Annotated in this window: 3 protein-coding genes; all 3 read right to left on the reverse strand. The window is 75.1% G+C overall.

Going from position 1 to position 21,819, the window contains the following annotated elements; translation table 11 throughout:
* Position 1: 1 nt before the first annotated feature.
* The 3 genes from AB0K14_RS21615 to AB0K14_RS21625 are packed head-to-tail and all read right to left on the reverse strand — an operon-like array spanning position 2 to position 21,809.
* The gene (locus tag AB0K14_RS21615) at positions 2–1,237 is read right to left on the reverse strand and encodes a hydroxymethylglutaryl-CoA synthase (RefSeq protein ID WP_360461596.1); all 1,236 of its coding nucleotides are present in this window, start codon (positions 1,235–1,237) and stop codon (positions 2–4) included.
* The gene (locus tag AB0K14_RS21620; RefSeq protein WP_360461594.1) at positions 1,234–20,241 is read right to left on the reverse strand and encodes an SDR family NAD(P)-dependent oxidoreductase; all 19,008 of its coding nucleotides are present in this window, start codon (positions 20,239–20,241) and stop codon (positions 1,234–1,236) included. The genes AB0K14_RS21615 and AB0K14_RS21620 overlap by 4 nt, the downstream gene beginning before the upstream one ends.
* Positions 20,238–21,809, reverse strand: a complete 1,572-nt coding sequence (locus AB0K14_RS21625) for an amino acid adenylation domain-containing protein (protein ID WP_360461591.1) — start codon at positions 21,807–21,809, stop codon at positions 20,238–20,240. Before AB0K14_RS21625 ends, AB0K14_RS21620 begins: the two co-directional genes overlap by 4 nt.
* Positions 21,810–21,819 lie beyond the last annotated feature (10 nt).

Below are 21,819 nucleotides of genomic sequence, written 5' to 3' on the forward strand. Positions count from 1 at the left end.
CTCAGATCCACTCGTACCGCCGGTGGTACCCGCGCACCCCGGTCAGGGCCAGCAGCTTGGGCCGGTCGACCACCCGGTCGAGCAGCCAGGCCCAGCCGTCCACGTCGACGTCGCGGTCCGCGACGGGCCGCAGGCACGCGGCGGCCTCGGCCTGCAACCGCCGGTACTCGGTGAAGTCGACCGTGCCGCGGGCGGCCAGCCGGGCGGCGATGCGCGCCTCCCCCACCGCGGTCACCGACTCCGGGCCGATGACACCGCTGTAGAACTCCGACGCGCAGCCGGAGCCGTAGGAGAACACGCCCACCCGCGCCGGTCCCGTGGGTCGGGCGGTGTCGATGAGCGCGGCCAGCGCCAGGTACACCGAACCGGCGAACAGGTTGCCCACCTCGCCCGGGTAGACCAGCGACGGCGCGACGCGGCGGGTGAAGTCCCGGTCGATCTCCCCGGTGTCGGCCCGGTGGAGCGTGCGCATCATCCGCCGGTGGCCGGCGCGCACGATGCCGGCGAACGGCGTGTGCATCACCAGGTGGTCGAACGTGGTCGCGAAGTCCGCGCCCGCCACGGTGGACGCGTAGTCGGCGAAGCTGCGGTGCAGGCACTCCAGGTAGGCCAGCAGGGACCGGTCGGCGTCGGCGATGTCCAGGTCGGGCGCGGGCCGCGCGGAGTCCAGCGTCTCGAAGCTGTGCAGCCCGAACGCACCGGGGTCCACGGTGAACACCCGCGGCCGGTCGCCCAGCAGCAGGGCGACCGCGCCGGTTCCGGTGACCGGTTCGGCGTACTCGGCCCGCTCGTCGGCCACGGACACGTCGGTGGCGATCACCAGCGCCTTGCCGCCCGGCGCGAACCCGGACGCCAGGTACCCCAGGCACAGCTGCACCGCGGCCGTGGCCGAGTAGCACGCCTGCTTGACCTCCACCACCCGGCAGCGGTGGCCGAGGCCGAGCCGGTCGTGCACGTAGGAGGCGATCGACTTGCTGTAGTCCACACCGGACTCACTGGCCACCACCAGCAGCCCGATCGCCTGCCGGTCCGCCTCGGGCAGCCGCGCCAGCAGCGGCGCGGCGGCGTTGACCGCGTTGGTGACCGGGTCCTCGAACGGCAGTGCGACCGACCGGCGGCGCATCTCCAGGTTGCCGAACCGCTGCGGGTCCAGGCCCCGACCCTCGAACACCGCCCGCACGTCCACGGCCAGGCTGCCGCCGTACACGTCCAGCGCCTCGATCCCGAAGCCCGTCACGCGTCCTCCACCGGCTCGAACCCGGACAGGAACCCCGCGAGCACGTCGGACACGGCGCGCGGGTCGGTGACGCTCGGGAAGTGGCCGGCGTCGGTGAGCTCGTGGTAGCGGGCGTCGGGTATCGCGCCGTGCATCAGGTGCGCGGTCTTCAACGGCACGATGCCGTCCAGCCGGCCGTGCACCACCAGCGTCGGTACCGCGATGTCGGGCAATCGGTGCAGCAGGTCGGGCTCCTCGGCGAACACGTCCAGGTACCGCAGGCCGATGTGCGGCGCCATGCTCTCGCACCGCAACAGGTGCCGCACGTGCTCGTCCCGGCGCTCGGCCGCGCCGTCGACCCCCGCCGCCACGAGCGCGCCGACGTCCTCGGCGGCGATCAGCTCCAGCCGGTTGATCCCGCCGACCCGGTTGGCGTAGCGGTAGGAGCTGCACAGCAGCGTCAGCGACCGGGCCCGGTCCGGGTGCGACAGCACGAAGTTCTGGGCGAGCAGCCCGCCGAACGACGAGCCGACCACGTGCACCGGCCCGGACACGCCCAACCGGTCCAGCGCCGTGCGGTGCAGCTCGGCGACACCGGCCAGCGAGACCTCGCCGCCCGTCGTCGCGCCCACACCGGGGTGGTGCACGACGACCAGGTGGAACCGGTCGGACAGCGCGGCGAACTGGCCCGCGAACACGCCGCCGCCGATGTTGAACGGCGGCATCATCAGCACCGTCGGCCCCCGTCCGCAGGTCAGCACCTCGACCTCGCCGCCGGGCACGCTGAACAGGTGCCGGCGGGTGGCCGGCGCGGCGGCGCGCAGCACGTCCAGGTTGGCCGACCGCGGTCGACGCCCCTCCCGCACCGCCTCCCGCACGTCCGCCGGCACACCGGTCGCCGGGTGGTAGCGCGCCACGGCGGACTCCACCAGCCCGCCCGAGGTCCCGTCGACCGCGACCAGGTCGGTGACCTCGCCGGGATCGGCGAACAGGGCACCCATCCGCTCGGCGACCTCGTCCACGAACGCCGCGCCCGCGCCGACCGGCACCGCCAGGCGAACGGTGGTGCCGTTGCCGGACAGGTGCGGCCCGCCGCGCGTCCCCGTGCCCCGGTACAGCCACGCCAGGCAGGCCTGCACCGGGTTGGCGAAACCGGCGAACCACGGCACGGCGGCGACGTCGAGCAGCACGCAGTGCGCCGAGGTCCCGTCGACCAGCGGCACGCCCGCCTCGGTGAGCCGGCGCCGCAACCGCGCGACCAGTTCGACCCGGTCGCGCACCAGTCGGGCCACCGAGGCGGGATCGGCCAGCGCGGTGGCCAGCGCGGTGCGCGCCGACAGGTTCGGCTCGCGGCCGCGCCGCAGCACCTGCTCGTCCAGGCGCTCGGCCAGTTCGCCGTCCGAGGTCACCACCAGGCCGCCGAGGTCGACGCCGAAGTCCTTCGACAGGCTGAACGTGGCGGCGTCGGCCAGCCGCAGCACCTCCACCGCGAGGTCCCACGCGTCCCGGCCCCGGTGTTCGGGCTCGTGCTCGCCGATCAGGACCGCGTTGTCCAGCAGCCGGGTGGCGTCCAGCACGACCGGCACCCCGTGCGCCCTCGCCAGGTCGGCCGCGGCGCGCAGGTTCGCCAGGGAGATCGGCGAGCCGCCGGTGGCGTTGCACGCGGGTTCCAGGGCGAGGAACGACACGTCGTCGTGGCGGCTCAGCGCCTCGCGCAGCGCGGTCAGGTCGAGGTCGCCGGTGAACGGTCCCGTGCCGGTGCGCGGTGGCAGGGGCGCGGCCGGCGTGAAGCCGAGCTCGACCAGGGTGGACAGCCAGGTGGGGAACAGCGAGTTGTGCAGGACGGTGCCGCGCGGACCGGGCCACGCCCGGCACAGCAGCGATTCGGCGGAGCGGCCGCTGGCGGTCAACACCCGGTGCGGCAGCGGTGACCACTCCGCCAGGTCGGCGGCTTGGCCGGTGACCGCCCGATCGGCGGCGACTTGGCCGGCGGCTGCCCGATCGGCGGCGACACCGTCAGCGGCTGCCCGGTCTGCGGCGACACGGTCGGCGAGTTCGCGCGTGCGGGACAACACCCACGGGTCCGCCCGCTCCGCCCACGAGTCGGTGATCAGGTCGAACTCGACCAGGTGGTGCGGGATGCGGACCGGGTTGTGCCCGTGGGCGCGCAGCACGGCCGCGCGGTGGCGTTCGGCGGCCGTCCCGTTCGCCGGCGGTGCCTGTTTCGTGGCGTCCGGCCCCGGCCCGGAGGGGACCTCGGGGTCGGCGATCATCAGGATCACGTCGGCGACCGGGGTGACGTCCGGGCCCGTCGGCTGCACCAGGTAGAGCGGCCGGTCGTCGGTGCCGAACTTCTTCTTGAACTGGTAGTTCCCGCGGCCGAAGATGCCCACCGACCGCAACTCCTCCAGCGCCGCCTCCGCCGCGGGCGACGCGTTCGGCGACTCCACCACCCGGACGCCGAAGCTGGCGCCGAAGCTGAACAGCCGGTGGCCCTCCCCGGCCAGCACCCCGATGATCCGGACGATCGCGAACTCCAAGCCGCCCAGCGGCATGTCGTCCGGGTAGAACTCGACGTCGAGCAGGTACCCGGGCTCGGACGGGATCCTGGCCACCACCACGGCGTTGACCAGGGTGCCGTCCAGGTAGGTGAGGAAGACCCGGTTGCGCTCCGGCAGCGCGCCGCGGACCAGTTCGTCGCGCACCCGCCGCACGTAGGCGTTGACCATCGGCTTGGCCGCGGCCCACCGGTCGAGCAGCTCGGCCAGCGCCGCGTCGGTCCGCGCGTCCGCACCGCAGGCGTACTCCTCCACCCGGCAGTCCCCGGTCCGCTCGAACCGGCGGACCAGGTAGCGCAGCTTCGCGCGGCGGCCACCGTCCAGCGAGAACGAGTCGATGCCCTCCAGTCGCTGCACCGCGCCGAACGGGGTCGCCGTGCACGGTGCGCCGGCCAGCTCGTCCAGGCGCAGCAGCGACAGCAGGTTCGGCCGCAACCCCCGCGCGCGGGCGAACCGGGCGTACTCGTCGGCCAGCGCGGCGAACCGGTCCGCCGGGCCGACGTAGCTCCACACCAGCAGGTCCCGGTCGCGGTGGGAGCAGGCGAAGTAACCGTCCCGCGCGCGGCCGAAGAACAGCACGGGGGCGATGTCGCGGCCCGCCAGGCCGGTCTCCTTGCCGTGCGCCGCATCGAGTTCCGCGACCAGCACCCGCAACGACGGGTCCACCGCCACCCGCGACCTGGGCACCAGGACCGCCGGGTCGTCCGCCGGTGGCTCGACCACGGGCACGTCGCCGGTCTCGCCGGTCTCGCCGGTCTCGTCGGTGTCGTCGCCGGGTGCGACGCGCAGCAGGGCGGCGGTGCCGTGGCTCTCGGCCAGGTGGTCCGCCAGCTCGGCCACGGTGGGCCGGTCGAACAGCAGGGTCTTGCGCTGCGCCCCGAAGTGCTTCTCCAGCGCGCTGACCGACCGCAGCATGTCGAACGACGAGAAGCCGTTCTCCTCGAACGTGTGCGCGGGGTCGAGCGGGCGTCCGAGGGCACCTTCGAGGAAGCGGGTCAGCACCTCCACCGGTCGCGGTCCGGCGTCGGTCGGGGCCCGGTCGGTGATGCGGCCGCTGAGCGCACGCACGTCGTCGTGCTCGTACAGGTCCGCACCGCGCAGGTCGACGCCGTACCTCTCGTTGAGGGTGCGTGCCACGTCCATCCGGAACACCGAGTCCAGGCCGATGTCGGTGAACGACCTGTCGCCCACGGCCTGCGGCGTGACGCCCAGGACGTCCGCCACGACCCGCCGCACCACCTCGTCGACCTCGGCCACGTCGTCCGGGACCCGGGTCGGCGCGAGGACGGGTGGCGGGGTGGCCCCGGGCTCGCGCGCCGCGGGCGCCGACCGGTCCAGCGGCGTCAGCACGACCTTGCGGCGCGCACCGCCGGTCGGTGCGGCCGTGGCAGGTGCGCCCGCGGCGGGTGCCGCCACACCGTTCGTCGGGTCGGTGAACCACAGGCGCCGCGGGTTCATCCGGGCCGGTGCCAGCGCCGCACGTCCGGGCGAGCGGTGCCCGCCGTGCCAGGACTCCAGCACCACGTGCGCGTTCGTGCCGCCGAAACCGAAGCCGCTCACCCCCGCCCGCCAGACGGGCTCACCGTCCTCCCCCGGCACGCCCGGCCACTCGGTGGTGCGGTCGTTGATCCGGAACGGCGAGCCGGGCAGCCGCAGCAGCGGGTTGGGCTCGACCACGTTCAGGTGCGCGGGCAGGGTGCGGTGCCTCATGCTCAGCAGCACCTTGACCACGCCCGCGATGCCGGCGGCGGCCTCCAGGTGCCCGATGTTGGTCTTGACCGAGCCGATCGCCACGTGCGGCGCGGTGGGTGGCTCCTGACCGTGGTCTGCGTAGAGGCGGGCGAACGCCTGCCGCATCCCCTCGACCTCCACCACGTCGCCCAGCGCCGTGCCGGTGCCGTGCGCCTCCAGGTAGCTGACGGTGGTGGGCGGCACGCCGGCGTCCAGGTGCGCCGCGTGCAGCACGTCGGCCTGCGCACGGGGGTTGGGCGCGGTCAGCGACGGCGACTTCCCCGCGTGGTTGACGGCGCTGCCCAGCACCACGCCGTGGACGCGGTCCCCGTCCGCGACGGCCCGGTCGAGGGACTTGAGCACCAGCACGCCCACGCCCTCGCCGCGTACGTAGCCGTCGGCGGCGCGGTCGAAGGTCTTGCAGCGTGCGTCGGGGCTGAGCATCCCGGACTGGGTGAACACGGAGAACAGGCCGGGGCTCAGGTTCAGGTTCACCGCGCCGACCAGCGCCAGCTCGCACTCGCCCGAGCGCAGTGCCCGCACCGCGCGGTGGATCGCGACCAGCGCGCTGGAGCACGCGGTGTCCACGACCTCGCTCGGTCCGCGCAGGTCGAGCAGGTGCGACACGCGGTTCGCCAGGATCGAACGGGCGATGCCGGTGGCCATGTGCGCCTTCGTCGGCCCGCCGGCCCGGACGACCAGCTCGCCGTAGTCGGCGGTCGACACACCCGCGAACACCCCGACCTGACGGCCGGACACCTCGTCCGGTCGGTACCCGGCGTCCTCCAGCGCGCGCCAGACCGCTTCCAGGAACAGCCGGTGCTGCGGGTCGACCAGGCGGGCCTCGTTCGGCGACATCGCGAAGAACTCGGGGTCGAACTCGGCCACCCGGTCCAGGAAACCGCCGCGGTGGTCGCCGAGCAGGTCGGCCCGGTCGGCGGGCGCCGGCCCGATGAGGTCGCGCCCGGCGGCGAGGTCGCGCCAGAACCCGTCGAGGTCGTCGGACCCCGGCATCCGCCCGGCCATGCCGATGACCGCGACCCGGGTGCCGGACGTTCCTCCCGGGTGCTCGACCTCGGCGGCCACCGCCACGGCGGTGGGGGCCGGCGATCCGGGTGGAGCGGGGTGGGCCGTCGCGACCGCCCCGCCGTGCTCGGTCACCAGGTGGTCCGCGACGTCGGCCAGCGTCGGGTGCTCGAACAACACCGTGATCAGCAGGTCCAGGCCGTAGCGCTGGTTGAGCCGCGCCACCGCCCCGGTCAGCGCGATCGAGTCGAAGCCGAGGTCCATCAGCTCGGCCGTCACGTCGACCTCCGCGGGCGGCACGAGCAGGAACTCCGCCGCCAGTTCCCGCAGTTCGCGCTCCACGGCGTCGCGCAGCTCCCCGGCCGGCAGTGCCTCGGCCGGCAGTGCCCCAGCCGAAGCCGCCGGCGGGACCTCGGGCGCGGGTGCCCCGGTGGTGCGTTCGACGACCAGGTACCGGCTCGCGGTGCCGTCGAGCACGGCGGCGAACACGCGTTCCCCGACCGAGGACCGCATCGGTGCCATCGACCACCGGCGCGCGAACAGCTGCCCGGTCGCCTCGTCCACGGTCATCCCGCCCTCGGCCCACAGCGGCCAGCCGATCGCCGCCGTCCGACCGCGACGCCGGCCCTGCGCCCGCAGCCGTTCCCGGGTCGGCGCGAAGTCGAGTTGGAAGGCGTTGGCGTAGGCGTAGTCCGCCTGACCGACGTTGCCGGTCTCCCCCACCAGGGAGGCGAACACCACGAAGAACTCCAGCGGCTCGTCCCTGGTGGCCTGGTCGAGCAGCAGGCTCGCGGTCACCTTGGCGGCGAGGACGTCCGCCACCTCCTCCGGCGTCTTGCGGACCGCACGGCTGTCACGCGTCACGCCGGCCGCGTGCACGATGCCGTGCAGCGCGCCGTACCTGGCGCGCACGTCCGCGATCAGACCGTCCACATCGGACGGCGAGCCGAGGTCGGTCCGCCGGTACCAGGCGGTGCCGCCACCGCGCCACAACCGGGACACCGCCGCGTCGTCACCCGGCGAACGCCCGACCAGCACGAGGTTCACCGGCGCCTGGTCGGCCAGCAGGTCGGCGAACCGCCGCCCGAGCGCGCCCAGCCCGCCGGTGACCAGGTAGGTGTGCCCCGGGCGGACCGGCAGCCGCACGTCGGCGGGCAGCGCGGCGGGCAACGCGGTCAGCTCGCGCACCTCGCGCGCGCCGTCCCGGTAGCGGACCTCGGTGACGCCGAGCGCGGCGTGCTCCGCCTCCCGCACGAGCAGGTCCGCCCACGGGCCGCCGGGCGTGACGACCAGTCGCACCGCCCGCACCGCGCTGTGCTCCAGCGCGAGCGTCTTCAGCACGCCACCCAACGCCGTGTGCTGCGGTTCGTCGTCCCGGTGCGCCACGACCAGCCGCAGCGGCACCCGCTTGTCGCGCCCCAGCACGGCGGTCGCACCGGACAGCAGCGTGCCCACCGCTCGGGCGGCCGTGCCGGCATCGGGGAACGCCGGGTCGTCCGCCACCGGGCAGAGCACCACCAAGGTGTCCGGCGCCGGTCCCGTCACGAGGCTGTGGACGTCGGCCACCTCGGTGACCCGCGCGCCCGCCGCCCGGAACGCCTCGGCCACCGCCCGTCTCGCGTCCGGGTCACCGACGACCGCCACCTCGCGCACATCGCCGCGCGGACCGGGCTCCACCTCGCGCCACACCGGTTCCAGGTAGTCCACGGTCGCCGTCGGTGCCGGGGTGTCGAGCCAGAACCGGCGTCGCTCGAACGGGTAGGTCGGGAACGGCACGCGGCGCGGCGCGGGCTCGGGCCACAGCCGCCGCCAGTCGGTCCGCGCGCCGGACACCCAGCGCCGGGCCAGCTCCGCGGACGTCAGGTCCTCGGGTCGGTCGATCGGCTCCCCCGGGACGGCCGTGCCCGTGACCACGCCGGGCGCGGGTGAACCGTCGGCGAAGCGCCGCAGCAGGTCGGCGAGCTCGGCGGTGTCGCTCGCGGTCACGGCCAGTCGTTCGGCGAGGTGCCTGCGGCCGACCTGGCTGGTGTGGGCGAGCCCGGCGAGCCGCGGCACGCCGGCCACGTGGTCGGCGACCAGCCGCGCGTACGCGCGCAACCGCTCGGCGGAGTGGGCCGACAGCAGGAACAGCGCCGGTCCGTCGATGGGCGCCCCGGGGTCCGGTGCGGCGACGTGCTCCTGCACCACCACGTGGGCGTTCGCCCCGCCCGCGCCGAACGAGCTGATCCCGGCACGCCGGGGTGACCCGGTCCACTCGCGCAACTCCCGCACCGGTGCCAGCCCACTGCGCCCGAAGTCGATGCGCGGGTTGAGCCGCTCCAGGTTCGCGGTCGGCGCGAGCTGGCCCGCCCGCAGTTGCAGCAGCACCTTCGTCAGGCCCGCGATACCCGCCGCACCCTCCAGGTGGCCGATGTTGGACTTCACCGACCCGATCCCGCGCGGGCCGCCGGCCCCCAGCGCCTCGGTGAGGGCGGCGACCTCGATCGGATCACCCATCGCCGTGCCGGTGCCGTGCGCCTCGACGTAGCCGATGGTCGCCGGGTCGACGTCCGCACGCCGCAGGGCGTCGGAGATCAGCGCGGCCTGCGCGTTGGGGTTCGGCACGGTGTAACCCGCCGTCCTGCCGCCCGCGTTCACCGCCGAGGCGAGGACGACGCCCCAGATGTCGTCGCGGTCGGCGATCGCCCGCTCCAACGGCTTGAGCAGCACCGCGCCGACGCCCTCGCCCGGCACGAACCCGTCGGCGCTCTCGTCGAACACCTTGCACAGCCCGTCCGGGGACAGCATGTTGAGCGCGCTCAGCGACACGTGGTGCGCGGGGTGCAGCACGAGGTTCACGCCTCCTGCTATGGCCATCCGGCACTCGCCGCGCCGGATGCTCTCGCACGCCAGGTGCACGGCCGTCAACGACGAGGAGCACGCCGAGTCGACGGCGAAGCTCGGACCGGAGAGGTCGAGGAAGTAGGACACCCGGTTGGCGATCGACCAGCGCGACGAGTGCGCGCCGGACAGTTCGCCGTCGGCCCACCTCGTCGCGCCGAGCTGCCCGTAGGTGCCGTACATGGCGCCGACGAAGACACCGGTCTCCGGTTCACAGGTGTGCTCGCCGAGGTAACCGGTCTCCTCCAGCAGGTTCCACGCGGTTTCCAGGAACAGCCGCTCCTGCGGGTCCATCGCGACGGCGTCGCGGCCCAGGATCGAGAAGAACGCCGGGTCGAACAGGTCGACGCCGTCGAGGAACGCGCCCCACCTGCTCGGGGTGCGCTGCGGCACGCCGGGCGCGGCGTCGTAGGTCGGCCGCCAGTCCCACCGGTCGGCCGGGACCTCGGTCACGCTGACCACGCCCGCGGCCAGGTTGCGCCAGAACGCCCGCACGTCCGGCGCGCCGGGGTAGCGCCCCGTGACACCGACGACCGCGATGTCCCCGGACGGCCGTTCCGGGCGCGGTTCGACCCGCGCGGCGACTCCCTGCGCACCCGGCACCCCGGCCGCGAGCGGGCGCGCGGCACTGGCTCCGGCCGCGATCGAGCGCGCGACCCCAGGCCCGCTCACAGCGGATCGCGCGACCCCGGTGTCGGCCTCGATCGGGCGTGCGGCGTCAATCTCGGCTTCGGTCTCGGCCGAGATCGGTCGCGCGGCTTCGGCCCCGGTCCCGGCAGAGGTCGGGCGTGCGGACGCGGTGCCGGTCACGGCGGCCGGGCGGGGTGTGCGATCGGCGAGGACGGCGGCCAGCCGGTCACCGTGCTCCCGGCTCAGGTGGCCGGCCAGGTCCTCGATGGTCAGGTGCTGGAACAGCAGCGTGGCGGGCAGGTCGCCGAGGTCGCGTTCCAGCCGGGTGACGATCTGCCGGCTGATCAGCGAGTCCACCCCGAACAGGTCGAACGTGACCGTGTCGTCCAGGTCCTCCTCGCGGTGCTTGAGCACGTCGGCGAAGACCTCGCGGACGTAGTCCCGGACCGTGCCCGCTCGGGGCCGCGCGTCGTGCGGCGCGGCGGGTGCGGTGTCGTCCAGTGCCGCCCACCACCGCGGGGAAGCCTTGACCACCAGGGCCTGTCGCACGCGTGCGGCCAGCAACGCGTCCAGCACGGCCATGCCCTCGGCCGGTTCGATGGAGCCGACGCCGAGCGCGGCGAGCCGGGCGCGGTGCTCGTCGTCGGCGACCGCGCCGACGCTGCCCCAATAGCCCCAGTCGACGGTCGACACCGGGAAGTCCGCGCGCGCAGCCAGGGCGAAGGCGTCCTGGTAGGCGCTGCCCGCCGCGTACGCGCCCTGACCGGGGCTGCGCACGACGGCGGCGGCCGAGGAGAAGAACACCAGGAAGTCCAGCGGGTCGTCGCGCACCGCCGCGAACAGCGCGGCGGTGCCCGCCGCCTTGGGCGCGAAGACCTGGCGGAACGTGTCGTCGTCGAGGTTCGCAACGGTCCGGTCGCGCAGCACCATCGCCGCGTGCACCACGCCCGTGAGCACGCCGAACCGGCCGCGCACGGCGGCCACGGCGTCGGCCAGCGCCACGGGATCGGTGACGTCCGCGCGGAAGTACTCGACGCCTTCGGGCACCTCCACGTCGGCGCTGCGGCCGATCCACGCGACGCGTGCCGACACCGTGCGGACGAGGTGCCGGGTCAACGCCCGGCCGAGGCCGCCCGCGCCGCCCACGACCAGGTAGACGCCGCCCTCGCGGTACGGCCGGCCCGGGCGGACCGGCAGCGGGCGGAACACCCGCACCCGGCGGACGCCGTCCCGCCAGGCGACCACGTGATCCGTGCCGGGCTCGGCCCGCACCCGGGCCACGTCGACCGCGTCGAAGTCGATCAGGGACACCGACCAGTCGGGCCACTCCGCCGACACCGAGCCCAGCAGCCCCAGCAGGGCGGCCTGGTCGGGATCCGGTCCGCTCCGGTCGCCCGGCACGGCCACCGCGCCCCTGGTGACGACCCGCAGTGCCAGCGGCCGGCCGCCGCGCTTCGCCCGCGCCAGGTCGCGCAGCAGGGGGAACAGGGCCTCGACGTTGCGACTGCGGCCGTCCGGGCGCGCCGCGGCCGCCGGGTCGGCCACGAAGCACAGCTCGTCGCAGTCCGGGTCGACCGACTGCCCGGCGGCGACCAGCCTCGCCCCCGGCAACGCTCGGGCCAGCGCCTCCGCGACGTCCGAGCCCGTCCCCGCGTGCACCACGACCGCCGTCCCGCGGTGGCTCGCGGTCGTGGCGACCGGCGCCTCCCGCCAGTCCGGCACGCGCACCGACCCGGCGAGCGGATCGCGGTAGGGCCGCAACGCCAGGCCACGCACCCGCACGCGCACCGTGCCGTCCGGATCGACCAGGTCCACGTCGAACACCGCGCCGCGCCGCCGCGCGATCGACCGGGCCGGCCCGGACACCGGCCCCAGCACGTCCACGTGGTCGACCGCATACGGCAACGACGGCCCGTCGTCGCCCGTCGCGAGCACGGCGACGGTCTGGAGGGCCGCGTCCAACAACGCCGGGTGCACGGTGAAGCCCTGCCGGGGCCGTGGTGCGGCCAGGTCGGCGACCGCGGTGTCGTGGTCGTGCCGGACCGAGCGGATCAGGCGGAACGCCGGGCCGTAGGTCAGGCCGGCTGCGGTGAAGGCCGCGTAGAGGTCGGCTCCGTCGCGCATGTTCGGCAGCGCGCGGGCGATCTCGTCGGGAGCGAGCGCGGGGACGGGCGGCGGGGTCGGTCCGATCGACCCCTGCACGGCGGTCGGTTCACCGTCGCCCGCGTCCAGGGTGAACCCGTCACCGGACACCTCGACCCGCGCCCGCCGCGGACCGTCCACGACGAACGGTCGCAGCCACCGCACACCCCGCAGCCGCACCGGGAGTTCGTGGCCGGCGCGCAGCACCGCGTCCACCGCCAGGTCGACGCCCGCGGTGCCGGGCAGCACAGGCACGCCCGCCACGCGGTGGTCGGCGACGACCCAGTGGTCCGGCGTGATCGTGCCGGCCAGCGGGTGCGCCTCCGGTGCGGGTGCCCCGACCGGCCAGTGCGATCGGCGTTCGAAGGGGTAGGTGGGCAGGGGGACCCGGCGTCCGGTGGGCAGGTGCGCCGACCAGTCCACGTCATCGCCCGCCGCGTACGACGCGGCCGCCCTGGTCAGGTCGTCGCCGGTCAGGTCGTCGCTGGTCAAGTCGTCGCTGGTCAAGTCGTCGCTGGTCAAGTCGTCGCCGGCCAGGTCGTCCCGCGTCCCGGCGGCGGTCGTGCCGCGGTAGCAGCCCGGCGGCGACTCGCCCCGGCGCACGGCGGTCAGCTTGGCCCGCAGGTCGTCGACGTCGGAGGCCACGACGGCGAGCCGCCGGCCCAGGTGCTTGCGCCCCACGGCGAGGGTGAACGCGACGTCCGCCAGGTCGACCGGGCCGTCCAGCGCGGCCACCAGGTCGTCCACCCGCCGGTGCAACGCCTCGTCGGTGCGGCCGGAGAGCACCACCACCGCCTGGCGGGCCGGGCGGGGTCGTCCGGGCTCCTGCCCGGGCGCCGACTCCACCACGACGTGGCAGTTCGTGCCGCTGAAGCCGAAGCTGCTCACCGCCGCCACCCGCCGCGCGCCGCGCCAGGGTTCGGCCTCGGCGATCAGCCGGAACGGGCTGTCGGTGAAGTCGATCTCCGGGTTGGGCGCGTCGAACCACGGCGAGGGCGGCAGCGTCCCGTGCTCCAGCGCGAGCACCACCTTGAGCAGGCTCGCGACGCCCGCGGCCATCGTGGTGTGCCCGATCAGGCCCTTCACCGAGCCGAGCACGGTGCGGCCGGCCCGGGCCGGGTCCCGGCCGAACACCCGGTGCAGCGCCTTGACCTCGATGGGGTCCCCGAGCGGGGTTCCGGTGCCGTGCGCCTCCACGTAGCCGACCTCGGCGGGCGTCACACCCGCCGCCTCGTGCACCGACCGGATCAGCTCCGCCTGGGAGGCGGCGTTGGGCGCGGTGATGCCGTTGGTGCGGCCGTCGCCGTTGATGCCGCCGGCGCGGATCACGGCCCGCACGTGGTCGCCGTCCCGCAGCGCCGCGTCCAGGCGCTTGAGCAGCACGACACCGACGCCCTCGCCCAGCACGATCCCGTCGGCGTCGGCGGTGAACGGCACGCTGCGCCCCGTCGGCGACAGCATCCCGGCGTTGCTGCTGCGGATGTGCAGGCGGGGCGTCAGCATCAGCGCCACACCGCCGGCCAGCGCCGTCTCGCACTCGCCGCGCCGGATGCTCTCGCACGCCAGGTGCACGGCCGTCAGCGACGACGAGCACGCCGTGTCGACGGCCATCGTCGGGCCCCGCAGGTCGAGCAGGTAGGCGATGCGGGCGGGCAGGATCGACGGCGACAGGCCGAGGAACGCGTGCGCCGTGTCGCCCCGGCCCGCCTCGGCGAGCAGGTGGTCGTAGTCGCCCGCGCCGCAGCCGGCGAACACCCCGCAACGGTCCGGCGTGCGGTCGCCGCCGTAGCCCGCGTCCTCCAGGCACTTCCACGCCTCCTGGAGGAACAGCCGCTGCTGCGGGTCCATCGCCTCGGCCTCCACCGGGGAGAGGTGGAAGAAGGGTGCGTCGAACTCGTCGACCCGGTCCAGCATCGCCGCCCAGCGACTGTCGGTGCGGTCGTGGGCGTTCCGGTCGGGGTCGTACCAGGGGTCGACGTCCCAGCGGGAGGCGGGCACGTCGGTGATCTCGCCGCGGCCCTCGACCAGGTTGCGCCAGAACGTGGTCAGGTCGGGCGCGCCCGGGAACCGGCCGGACATGCCGATCACGGCGATGTCGTGGGGCCGGTGGACCGGTGTGGGTGCCGGCTCCGGTTCGGCGTCGGCAGGAGCGGGTTCGCGGCGGCGGTCCGCGGGCACTGACAAGGTCAGTCGCGGGACGGTCCGGGCGGCAGGTGTCGCATGCCGGGGTGTCGTCTCCTGAAGTGTCGTCTGAAGTGTTGTCTCCCGGGCTGGTGGCTCCGGTTGCGGCGCCGCGGCGGTGGCGGACTCGACCAGCCGGGCGTGCTCGGCGGCGTCGGACACCACGGCTTCGGCGAGCGATCCGACCGTGGGGTGGTCGTAGACCGCCACCGCGTCAAGGTTCGTGCCGAACCGGGTGTTCAACCCGCGCACCAACTCGACCGCGCCGATCGAGTCCAGGCCCATCTCGGCGAAGGTCAGCGAACGGTCCACTTCGGACTCGTCCAGGTACAGCACGGCGCACAGGGCGGCCGTCACGGCTCCGCTCGCCTCGTCGTGGTCGAGCCGGGGCGCGACATCGGCCGCCGGCGATCGGGCGGGTTCGGCCGGGGAGGTGGTTCCGCGGCGTTCGGCGGGTTCGGACCGCGCGGCCGAGACGTGTGGTGCGGCGGGTTCCGGAAGGACAGCGGGTTCGGGAGGGGCGCTGGATCCGGGTGGGGCAGCGGGCTCGGGTAGGGCGGCGGATTCGGGTGGGGTGGCGGGCTCGGGCGCGGCAGCGGGCTCGGGTAGGGCAGCGGGCTGGGAGGCGTGGCCGGGTGGGGTGGGGTGCATGCGGTCGGCGTGGTCGCGCACCCGCTCGGACACCTGCTCGCCCACCAGTTCGTCGTGCAGCCGGACCTCGCGGTCCACCACGGCGGGCAGGGCGTCCAGCACTCGGCGGGCCAGTTCGCGCTTGAGCGCGCGCACGGCCCGTTCAGGCTTGGCCGCGATGCCGCGCGCCAGGTCGAGCGCCACCGACAGGACTTCAGCGCCCGGCGCCACCCGGACCGCCGCGCCGCGCCGTTCGAGTTCCGCCCCGGTCATCGGCCGGCCGGTCAGCATCAGCTCGGCCGCGACCGCCGCGCCGAACCGCCGCTCCAGGACATAGGTCGCGCCCATGCCCGGCGTGATGCCGTAGTTCACGAAGTTCGCGCGGTAGGAGGCTTCCGCGGACATCACCACCAGATCGCCGTACAGCCCGAACGCCAACCCTCCACCCGCCGCGTGGCCCTGCATCGCGGTGATCACCGGCAGGTCGCACCGCGGCATCCCCTCGTACAGGAACGACTGGTCGGTGAAGCGACTGCGACCGCCCGCCAGGTCGGCCAACGCCGCGTGGTCCGCGCCCATGCAGAACACCGGCCCGTCGCCGGTCACCACCACCGCCTTGACCGCGGGGTCCTCGGCGATCCGGTCGAACCGCGCGCCCAGCAGCCGCACCTGCTCCGCGTCGAAGGTGGGCGACAGCAACCGGACCAGCGCCACACCGCCGTCGAGCACTCGCAGCTCCACACCCCGACCGGACGGTTCGGCGGTAGCCGCCGGTGCGCGGCTCGCGGACGAGGACCGCCAGCCGCCCACCCAGCAACGCTCCTCCCGCAACGGGTGGCCCGGCAGCGGGATCCGCCTCGGGCGACCCGGACCGGGCGGCACCGCGCACCGCGCCCAGTCGACCTCGGCGCCCGCGACCCACGCGCGCGCCACCTCGTGCAACCGCCCCGCGTCGAACTCCGCGACCCAGTCGCCGGTCGTCTCGGCGTCCGCCACCCCGCGGTACTCCCCCGGCTCCGGCTCGTCCCCGCGCGCCACCCGGTCCAACGCCGCACGCAGCCCGGCCACGCTGTCGACCACCACCGCGACCCGTCGCCGCATCGGCTCCCGCCCGACCCGCGACGTGTACGCCACGTCGTCCAACCGGACCGCGCCACCCGCGACCAACTCGTCCACAGTGGACCAGAGGTCGGGATCGCCCTCGACCTGCGACCGCAGTGCGGCGAGTCCGGCCGCGTCGAAGCCCAGGTCCCCCAACGTCTCCGCACCCGACAACGCCGACACCGGCACGCCCAGGTACGCGGCCACCACCTCGCGACCACCACCGGCCGACGGCTCCAGGTGCGCGTGCAGCGACCGCGCCTGTTCGCGCAACGCCTCGTCGTCCTTGGCCGACAGCACGAACAACGTCGACCCGCCGACCGGCTCGGCGCGCGACACGTCCGGCGCCTCCTCGACCACCACGTGGGCGTTCGACCCGCCCGCCCCGAACGCGGAGACTCCCGCCGTCCGCCGCCCACCCGCCGGACGTGGCCAGTCGCGCACCTCCCGCTGCACCTCGAACGGTGACCCGGCGAAGTCCAGCTGGGGGTTCAACCGCTCCGCGTGCAACGACGGCACCAGCACGCCGTGCCGCAACTGCGCGACCACCTTGGTCAACGCGGCGATCCCCGCCGCGCTCTCCAGGTGGCCGATGTTCGACTTCACCGACCCGATCGCGCACCGCCACGGCCCGGCCGACCCACCCCCGTCGAACGCCGCGAACGCCCGCCGCAACCCGGCCAGCTCGATCGGGTCGCCCAGCGACGTGCCGGTGCCGTGCGCCTCGACGTAGCCGATGTGGCGCGGGTCGACGCCGGACGCCCGCACCGCGTCGCCGACCACGGCCGCCTGCGCGGTCGGGCTGGGCACGGTGAAGCCGCTGGTCCGCCCGCCGTGGTTGAGCCGGGTGCTCCTGATCACCGCGTGCACGTGGTCGCCGTCGGCCAACGCCGCGCGCAACGGCTTGAGCAGCACCGCGCCCACCCCCTCGCCGGGGACGTACCCGTCGCCGCCCTCGCCGAACGCCCGGCAACGCCCGTCGCCGGACAGCCACTGGCCTTGGGCCAGCTGGAGGTACTTCTGCGGGTGCACCACCACGTTGACCCCGCCCGCGATCGCCAGGCCGCTCTCTCCGCGCCGGATGCTCTCCACCGCGAGGTGCAGCGCGGTGAGCGACGACGAGCAGGCGGTGTCCACGGCCATGCTGGGGCCTTCGAGGCCGAACGCGTAGGACACGCGGTTGGCGACGGAGGCGTGCAACGCGGCCGGCGCCACGCCGTCCGGGTCGGTGATCAGCTGGTAGTGGTTCCACATCACGCCGACGAACACGCCGACCCGCCGGCCGCGCAGCGCCGAGGGCGGGTGGCCCGCGTTCTCCAGCGCCTGCCACGCGGTGGTGAGGAACAGGCGTTCCTGCGGGTCCATCCGCTCGGCGTCACGGCGGGAGATGCCGAAGAACGCCCGGTCGAACCGGTCCACGCCGTCGACGAAACCACCCCACCAGCGCCCGTCCGGGTGCTCCCAGCGGTCGGCGGGCACCTCGGTGACGCTGTCGCGGCCCGCGAGGAGGTTCGCCCAGAACTCGTCCGGGTCGGCCGCACCGGGGTAGCGGCCCGCGAGCCCGATGATCGCAACGTCGCCGTCGCCGTCGCCGTCGGCGTCCGCGACGGCGGTGGCGGTGGCGGTGGCGGTGGTGGCGACGGCGGCATTCGCGTCGGCGGCGGCAGTGGCGGTGGCGGCGGTGGTGGCTGTGGCGTTCGAGGGCGCGTCAGCGGTTGCCGGACTCGGCACGGCGGTGGGAGCGATCAGCCGCGTCACGGCGGCGGCGCGCAGCGGCCGTTCGGAGTGGACCGCGACCAGCACCGGGCCGTCGCCGTACGCGTGGTCGAGCAGGTCGAACGCCGTGTCGGCGGGCAACGGGTGCTGTCCTTCCGCCGCGGCGCGCGCCAACGCGTCGTCGGTGCTGCGCATCCCGCCGTCGGCCCAGTAGGGCCAGGCGATGGAGACGGCGTCACCGCGGGCGGCGGCGAAGGCGTTCAGGAAGGCGTTGGCGAAGGCGTAGTCCGCCTGACCGGGGTTGGGCACCACCGACGACAACGACGAGAACAGCACCAGCCGCGGCCGCAGGTCCGCGGTGGCCGCGTCCAGGTTGGCGGTTCCGGTGAGCTTCGGGGCCAGCACGGCCGCGCTGTCGGCCGGCTGCTTGCGGAAGTGCAGGCCGTCGCGCACCACACCCGCGCAGTGGAACACCGCGTCGACCGTGCCGAACCGGTCACGGGCGTGGGCGACGAGCGCCTCCACCTCGTCCCGGACGGTCACGTCCGCGCGCACGTACACGGCCTCGGCGCCCAGCGCGCGGCACCGCTCGACCAGGTCGTCCGGTGCGGGACCGCGACCGCTGAGCACCAGGCGCGCCCGGTGCCGGCCGGCCAGGTGCTCGGCGAGCCGCGCGCCGACGCCGCCCGCCGCACCGGTCACCAGGCACACCGCGCCGTCGGCGAGCGGCGTTCCCGTCGGCGAGTGCGGCGCCAACCTCCGCGCGAACCGCCCGCCGGCGTGGCGGACGTCGGTGTCGTCCCCGCCGTCCCGCAGCTCGGCGAGCACGGCATCGGCCACGTCGGCGGTCCGGTCCACCCCGACCGCGCGACACCGCACGCGGGGCGTCTCGGCGGTGACCGTGTGCGCGAACGCGGCGACTGCGGCCGATCCCGGTCGTTCACGGCCACCGTCGAGGTGGTGCACGAACAGCACGCGGCTCTCGGTGTCCCGGCCGTGCTCGACCAGGGCCGTCGTCACGGCGGTGCAGGTGGCGAAGGTGTCGGCGGCGCTGCCGGCCGGTGGCAGGTCCACCACGACCGCGGTCGGGTCGGCGCCACCGGCCAGGACGCGGGCGATGGCGTCGCGGTCCGGCTCGACGCGCACGACCCGGTGCCCGCGGGCGGTCAGCGCGGTCGCCGGCTCGTCGGTGGCGGACACGACCAGGATCGCGCCGACGTGCTCGACGCCGGGTAGGCCCGGCACCTCGACCCACACCGGGCGGAACACGTGCGGCGAAGCGGACGCGCCGGCCGTGACGGCGGGGGAAGGGCCGGCGGGTAGTCGGGTGGTGGGCGCGGGAAGCGTGACGGCGTAGTGGTTCCCGAGGTGTGCGGCCAGGTCCTCGACGGTGCTGTGCTCGAACAACAGCGTGGGGTACAGCTTCGTGCCGACCAACTCCTCCAGCTCGGCGCTGATCCGCAGCATCGCCATCGAGTCCAGGCCGAGCTCGTAGAACCCGGTCCGGACGTCCACGCCCGCCACGTCCCGACCCAGCCGGGCCGCGACCACACCGCGCAGGTGACCCACCAGGTCCGGCGCGGCGCGGTCCGCGTCACCGACCAGGCCGGTGATCAGCCCCGAGTGCCGGATCCGCTTGCACGTCAACCCGCGGAACACCGCCACCGGTCGGCCGCCGTCGTCGTAGAGCTCGAAGTCGTTGCGCATCACGTCACCCGAACCGGCGACCGCCTCGATCGCGGGCACCCGCACCCACATCGGCCCGCGCAACGGCCGCAACGAGCGGAAGCTCTCGATGTGCACCGGGATGAACGCGTCGCCACCGGGCGGCGGCGCCTGGCCGAACGCCACCAGGGTCGAGGCGTCGAGCTGCGCCGGGTGCAGGTGGAAACCGTCCCGCTCCCGCTCCTCCGGATCCAGGTCGAGGCAGGCCACCAGACCGCCGTCGAGCAGGTGGACCGGGCCGGACGCCTTCATCGGCCTGCCGTGCTCGATGCCCTCGTCCCGCGCCTGCCGGTACAGGTCCTCCATGTCCTTGCGCCCCGAGGCACGGCGGACCAGGCTGCGCGGGTCGATCGGCGGCGGCTCCGGGTCGTCCGCATCGACCACGGTCCCGGTGAAGTGCGTGCGCCACTCGCCGCCGCCGGCGGGCCTGCTCTGCGCGGAGACCGGGCGCGCCGCACCGGACGGTGGCTCGACGACCACGCGCACGTCGAGGGCCGGTCCGGGCCGGACGGCGATCGGCGTCGTGAAGAGCACGTCGCGCAGCGCTTTCCGCGCGGGATCGACACCGCGGGCGCTCAGCACGCGGCAGACGACGTCGAGGAAGATGACGCCGGGCAGCACCGGAACACCGTGCACGCGGTGGTTGCGCAGCACCATGTCGTCGTCGCCCAGGGAGAAGCGGACCTCGATCCGGTCATCGCTCATGAACGCGATCCCTCCCGGTCGGGGTGGACGGCGGGTGCGAGCCTCCGGCCTGCCTCGGCGAGGAGCCCCGTCCGGTCGACCTTGCCGTGCGCGCTCAACGGCGGCTCGGGCCACCACCACAGGTGTCGGGGCAGCATGTACGCGGGGAGCCGGTCGGCCAGCGCGCGGGCGACCGCCAGGTGGTCGGGTTCGTCGCCGCCGAGGAGGTAGGCGACCAGCACGTGCCCGGTGCCGCCCGGTACCGCCAGCGCGACCGCGTCCACGCCCGCGACCTCGCGCAGCGCCACCTCGACCTCGCCCGGTTCCACCCGGTAGCCGTTGACCTTCACCTGGTCGTCCTCGCGCCCGAGGTGCACCAGCGCGCCGTCGGGGCGCACCCGCACCCGGTCGCCGGTCCGGTACCAGCGCACGCCGTCACGGGTGGCGAACCGCCCGGCGTCGTCGGCCGGGTCGAGGTAGCCCGCGAACACCTGGGGTCCACGCACCAGCAGCCCACCGACCTCGGCGCCCGCGTTCCCGGCACCGTCCACGACCAGCAGGGACGTGCCGTCGTTGGCCCGGCCAACGGGCACGTCGCCCACCTCGTCGCCGTCCGGGTCCCAGCGGTGCGCGGTGACGGCCACGCTCGCCTCGGTCGGCCCGTACAGGTTGTCGATCACCCCGCCGCTCGCCGCCCGGCGCCAGTAGCGCGCCGTGTCCACCGACAGCGGCTCACCCGAGAACCCCGTGTGGCGCAGCCCCGCGAGGCTGCCGGGCCGGAGGGCGTCCCGTAGCTGCAACGCCCGGACCAGGCTCGGCGTGCTGTGCCACACGGTGAGCCCGTACTCACGCACCCAGCGCACCGGGTCGAGCGCTTGCAGGGACGACAGGACGCACACGCACGCGCCCGAGGCCCACGCCGGGAACAGGTCGCACAGCGCCAGGTCGAACGTGGTCTCGTGGACCTGGCCGAACCGGTCGTCGGTGCCCGCGTCGTAGCGGGGCAGGCTCACCTCCAGGAAGGTGGAGATGTTCCGGTGGGTGATCGGCACGCCCTTCGGCCGCCCGGTCGAGCCGGACGTGAACAGCACGTACGCCAAGTCGTCCGCGGATCGGTCCGGGGGCGTGAAGGCGGCGTCCGCGTCGACCGCGGGCGCGGCCACCCCGGCGGGCACGTCGACCGGACCGCTCGGCGCGAGCACCGCCGCCACCGCCGTGCCCGTCACCAGCTCCGCCGTCCGCGCCGCGCCCGCCGGGTCCACGATCACGGCCTGGCAGCCGGCGGCCAGCAGCACGGACCGGTTGCGGCGCACCGGGTTCTCCGGGTGCAGCGGCACCACCGCGGCCCCCGCGTAGAGCGCGGCGAGGAAACCGATGTACGCCTCTGGTGTCTTGGACGCGACCACGCCCACCGCCGTCGGCCTGCCGACCGCCGAGGTGATCGCCGCCGCCCACGCCGTGGCCGAGCGGTCCACCTCGGCGTAGGTCAGGACGCGGTCGAACACGCGCAGCGCGGGTCCGCCCGGGTTGCGGCGCAGGCCGTCCCGGAACCAGTCGTCCAGCAGCCTGGTCGAGCCCGGATGTGCCACGTGCCGCCCC

It is taken from the genome of Actinosynnema sp. NPDC050801, from assembly GCF_040673975.1.
In the GTDB taxonomy this organism is placed as follows: Bacteria; Actinomycetota; Actinomycetes; order Mycobacteriales; family Pseudonocardiaceae; genus Actinosynnema.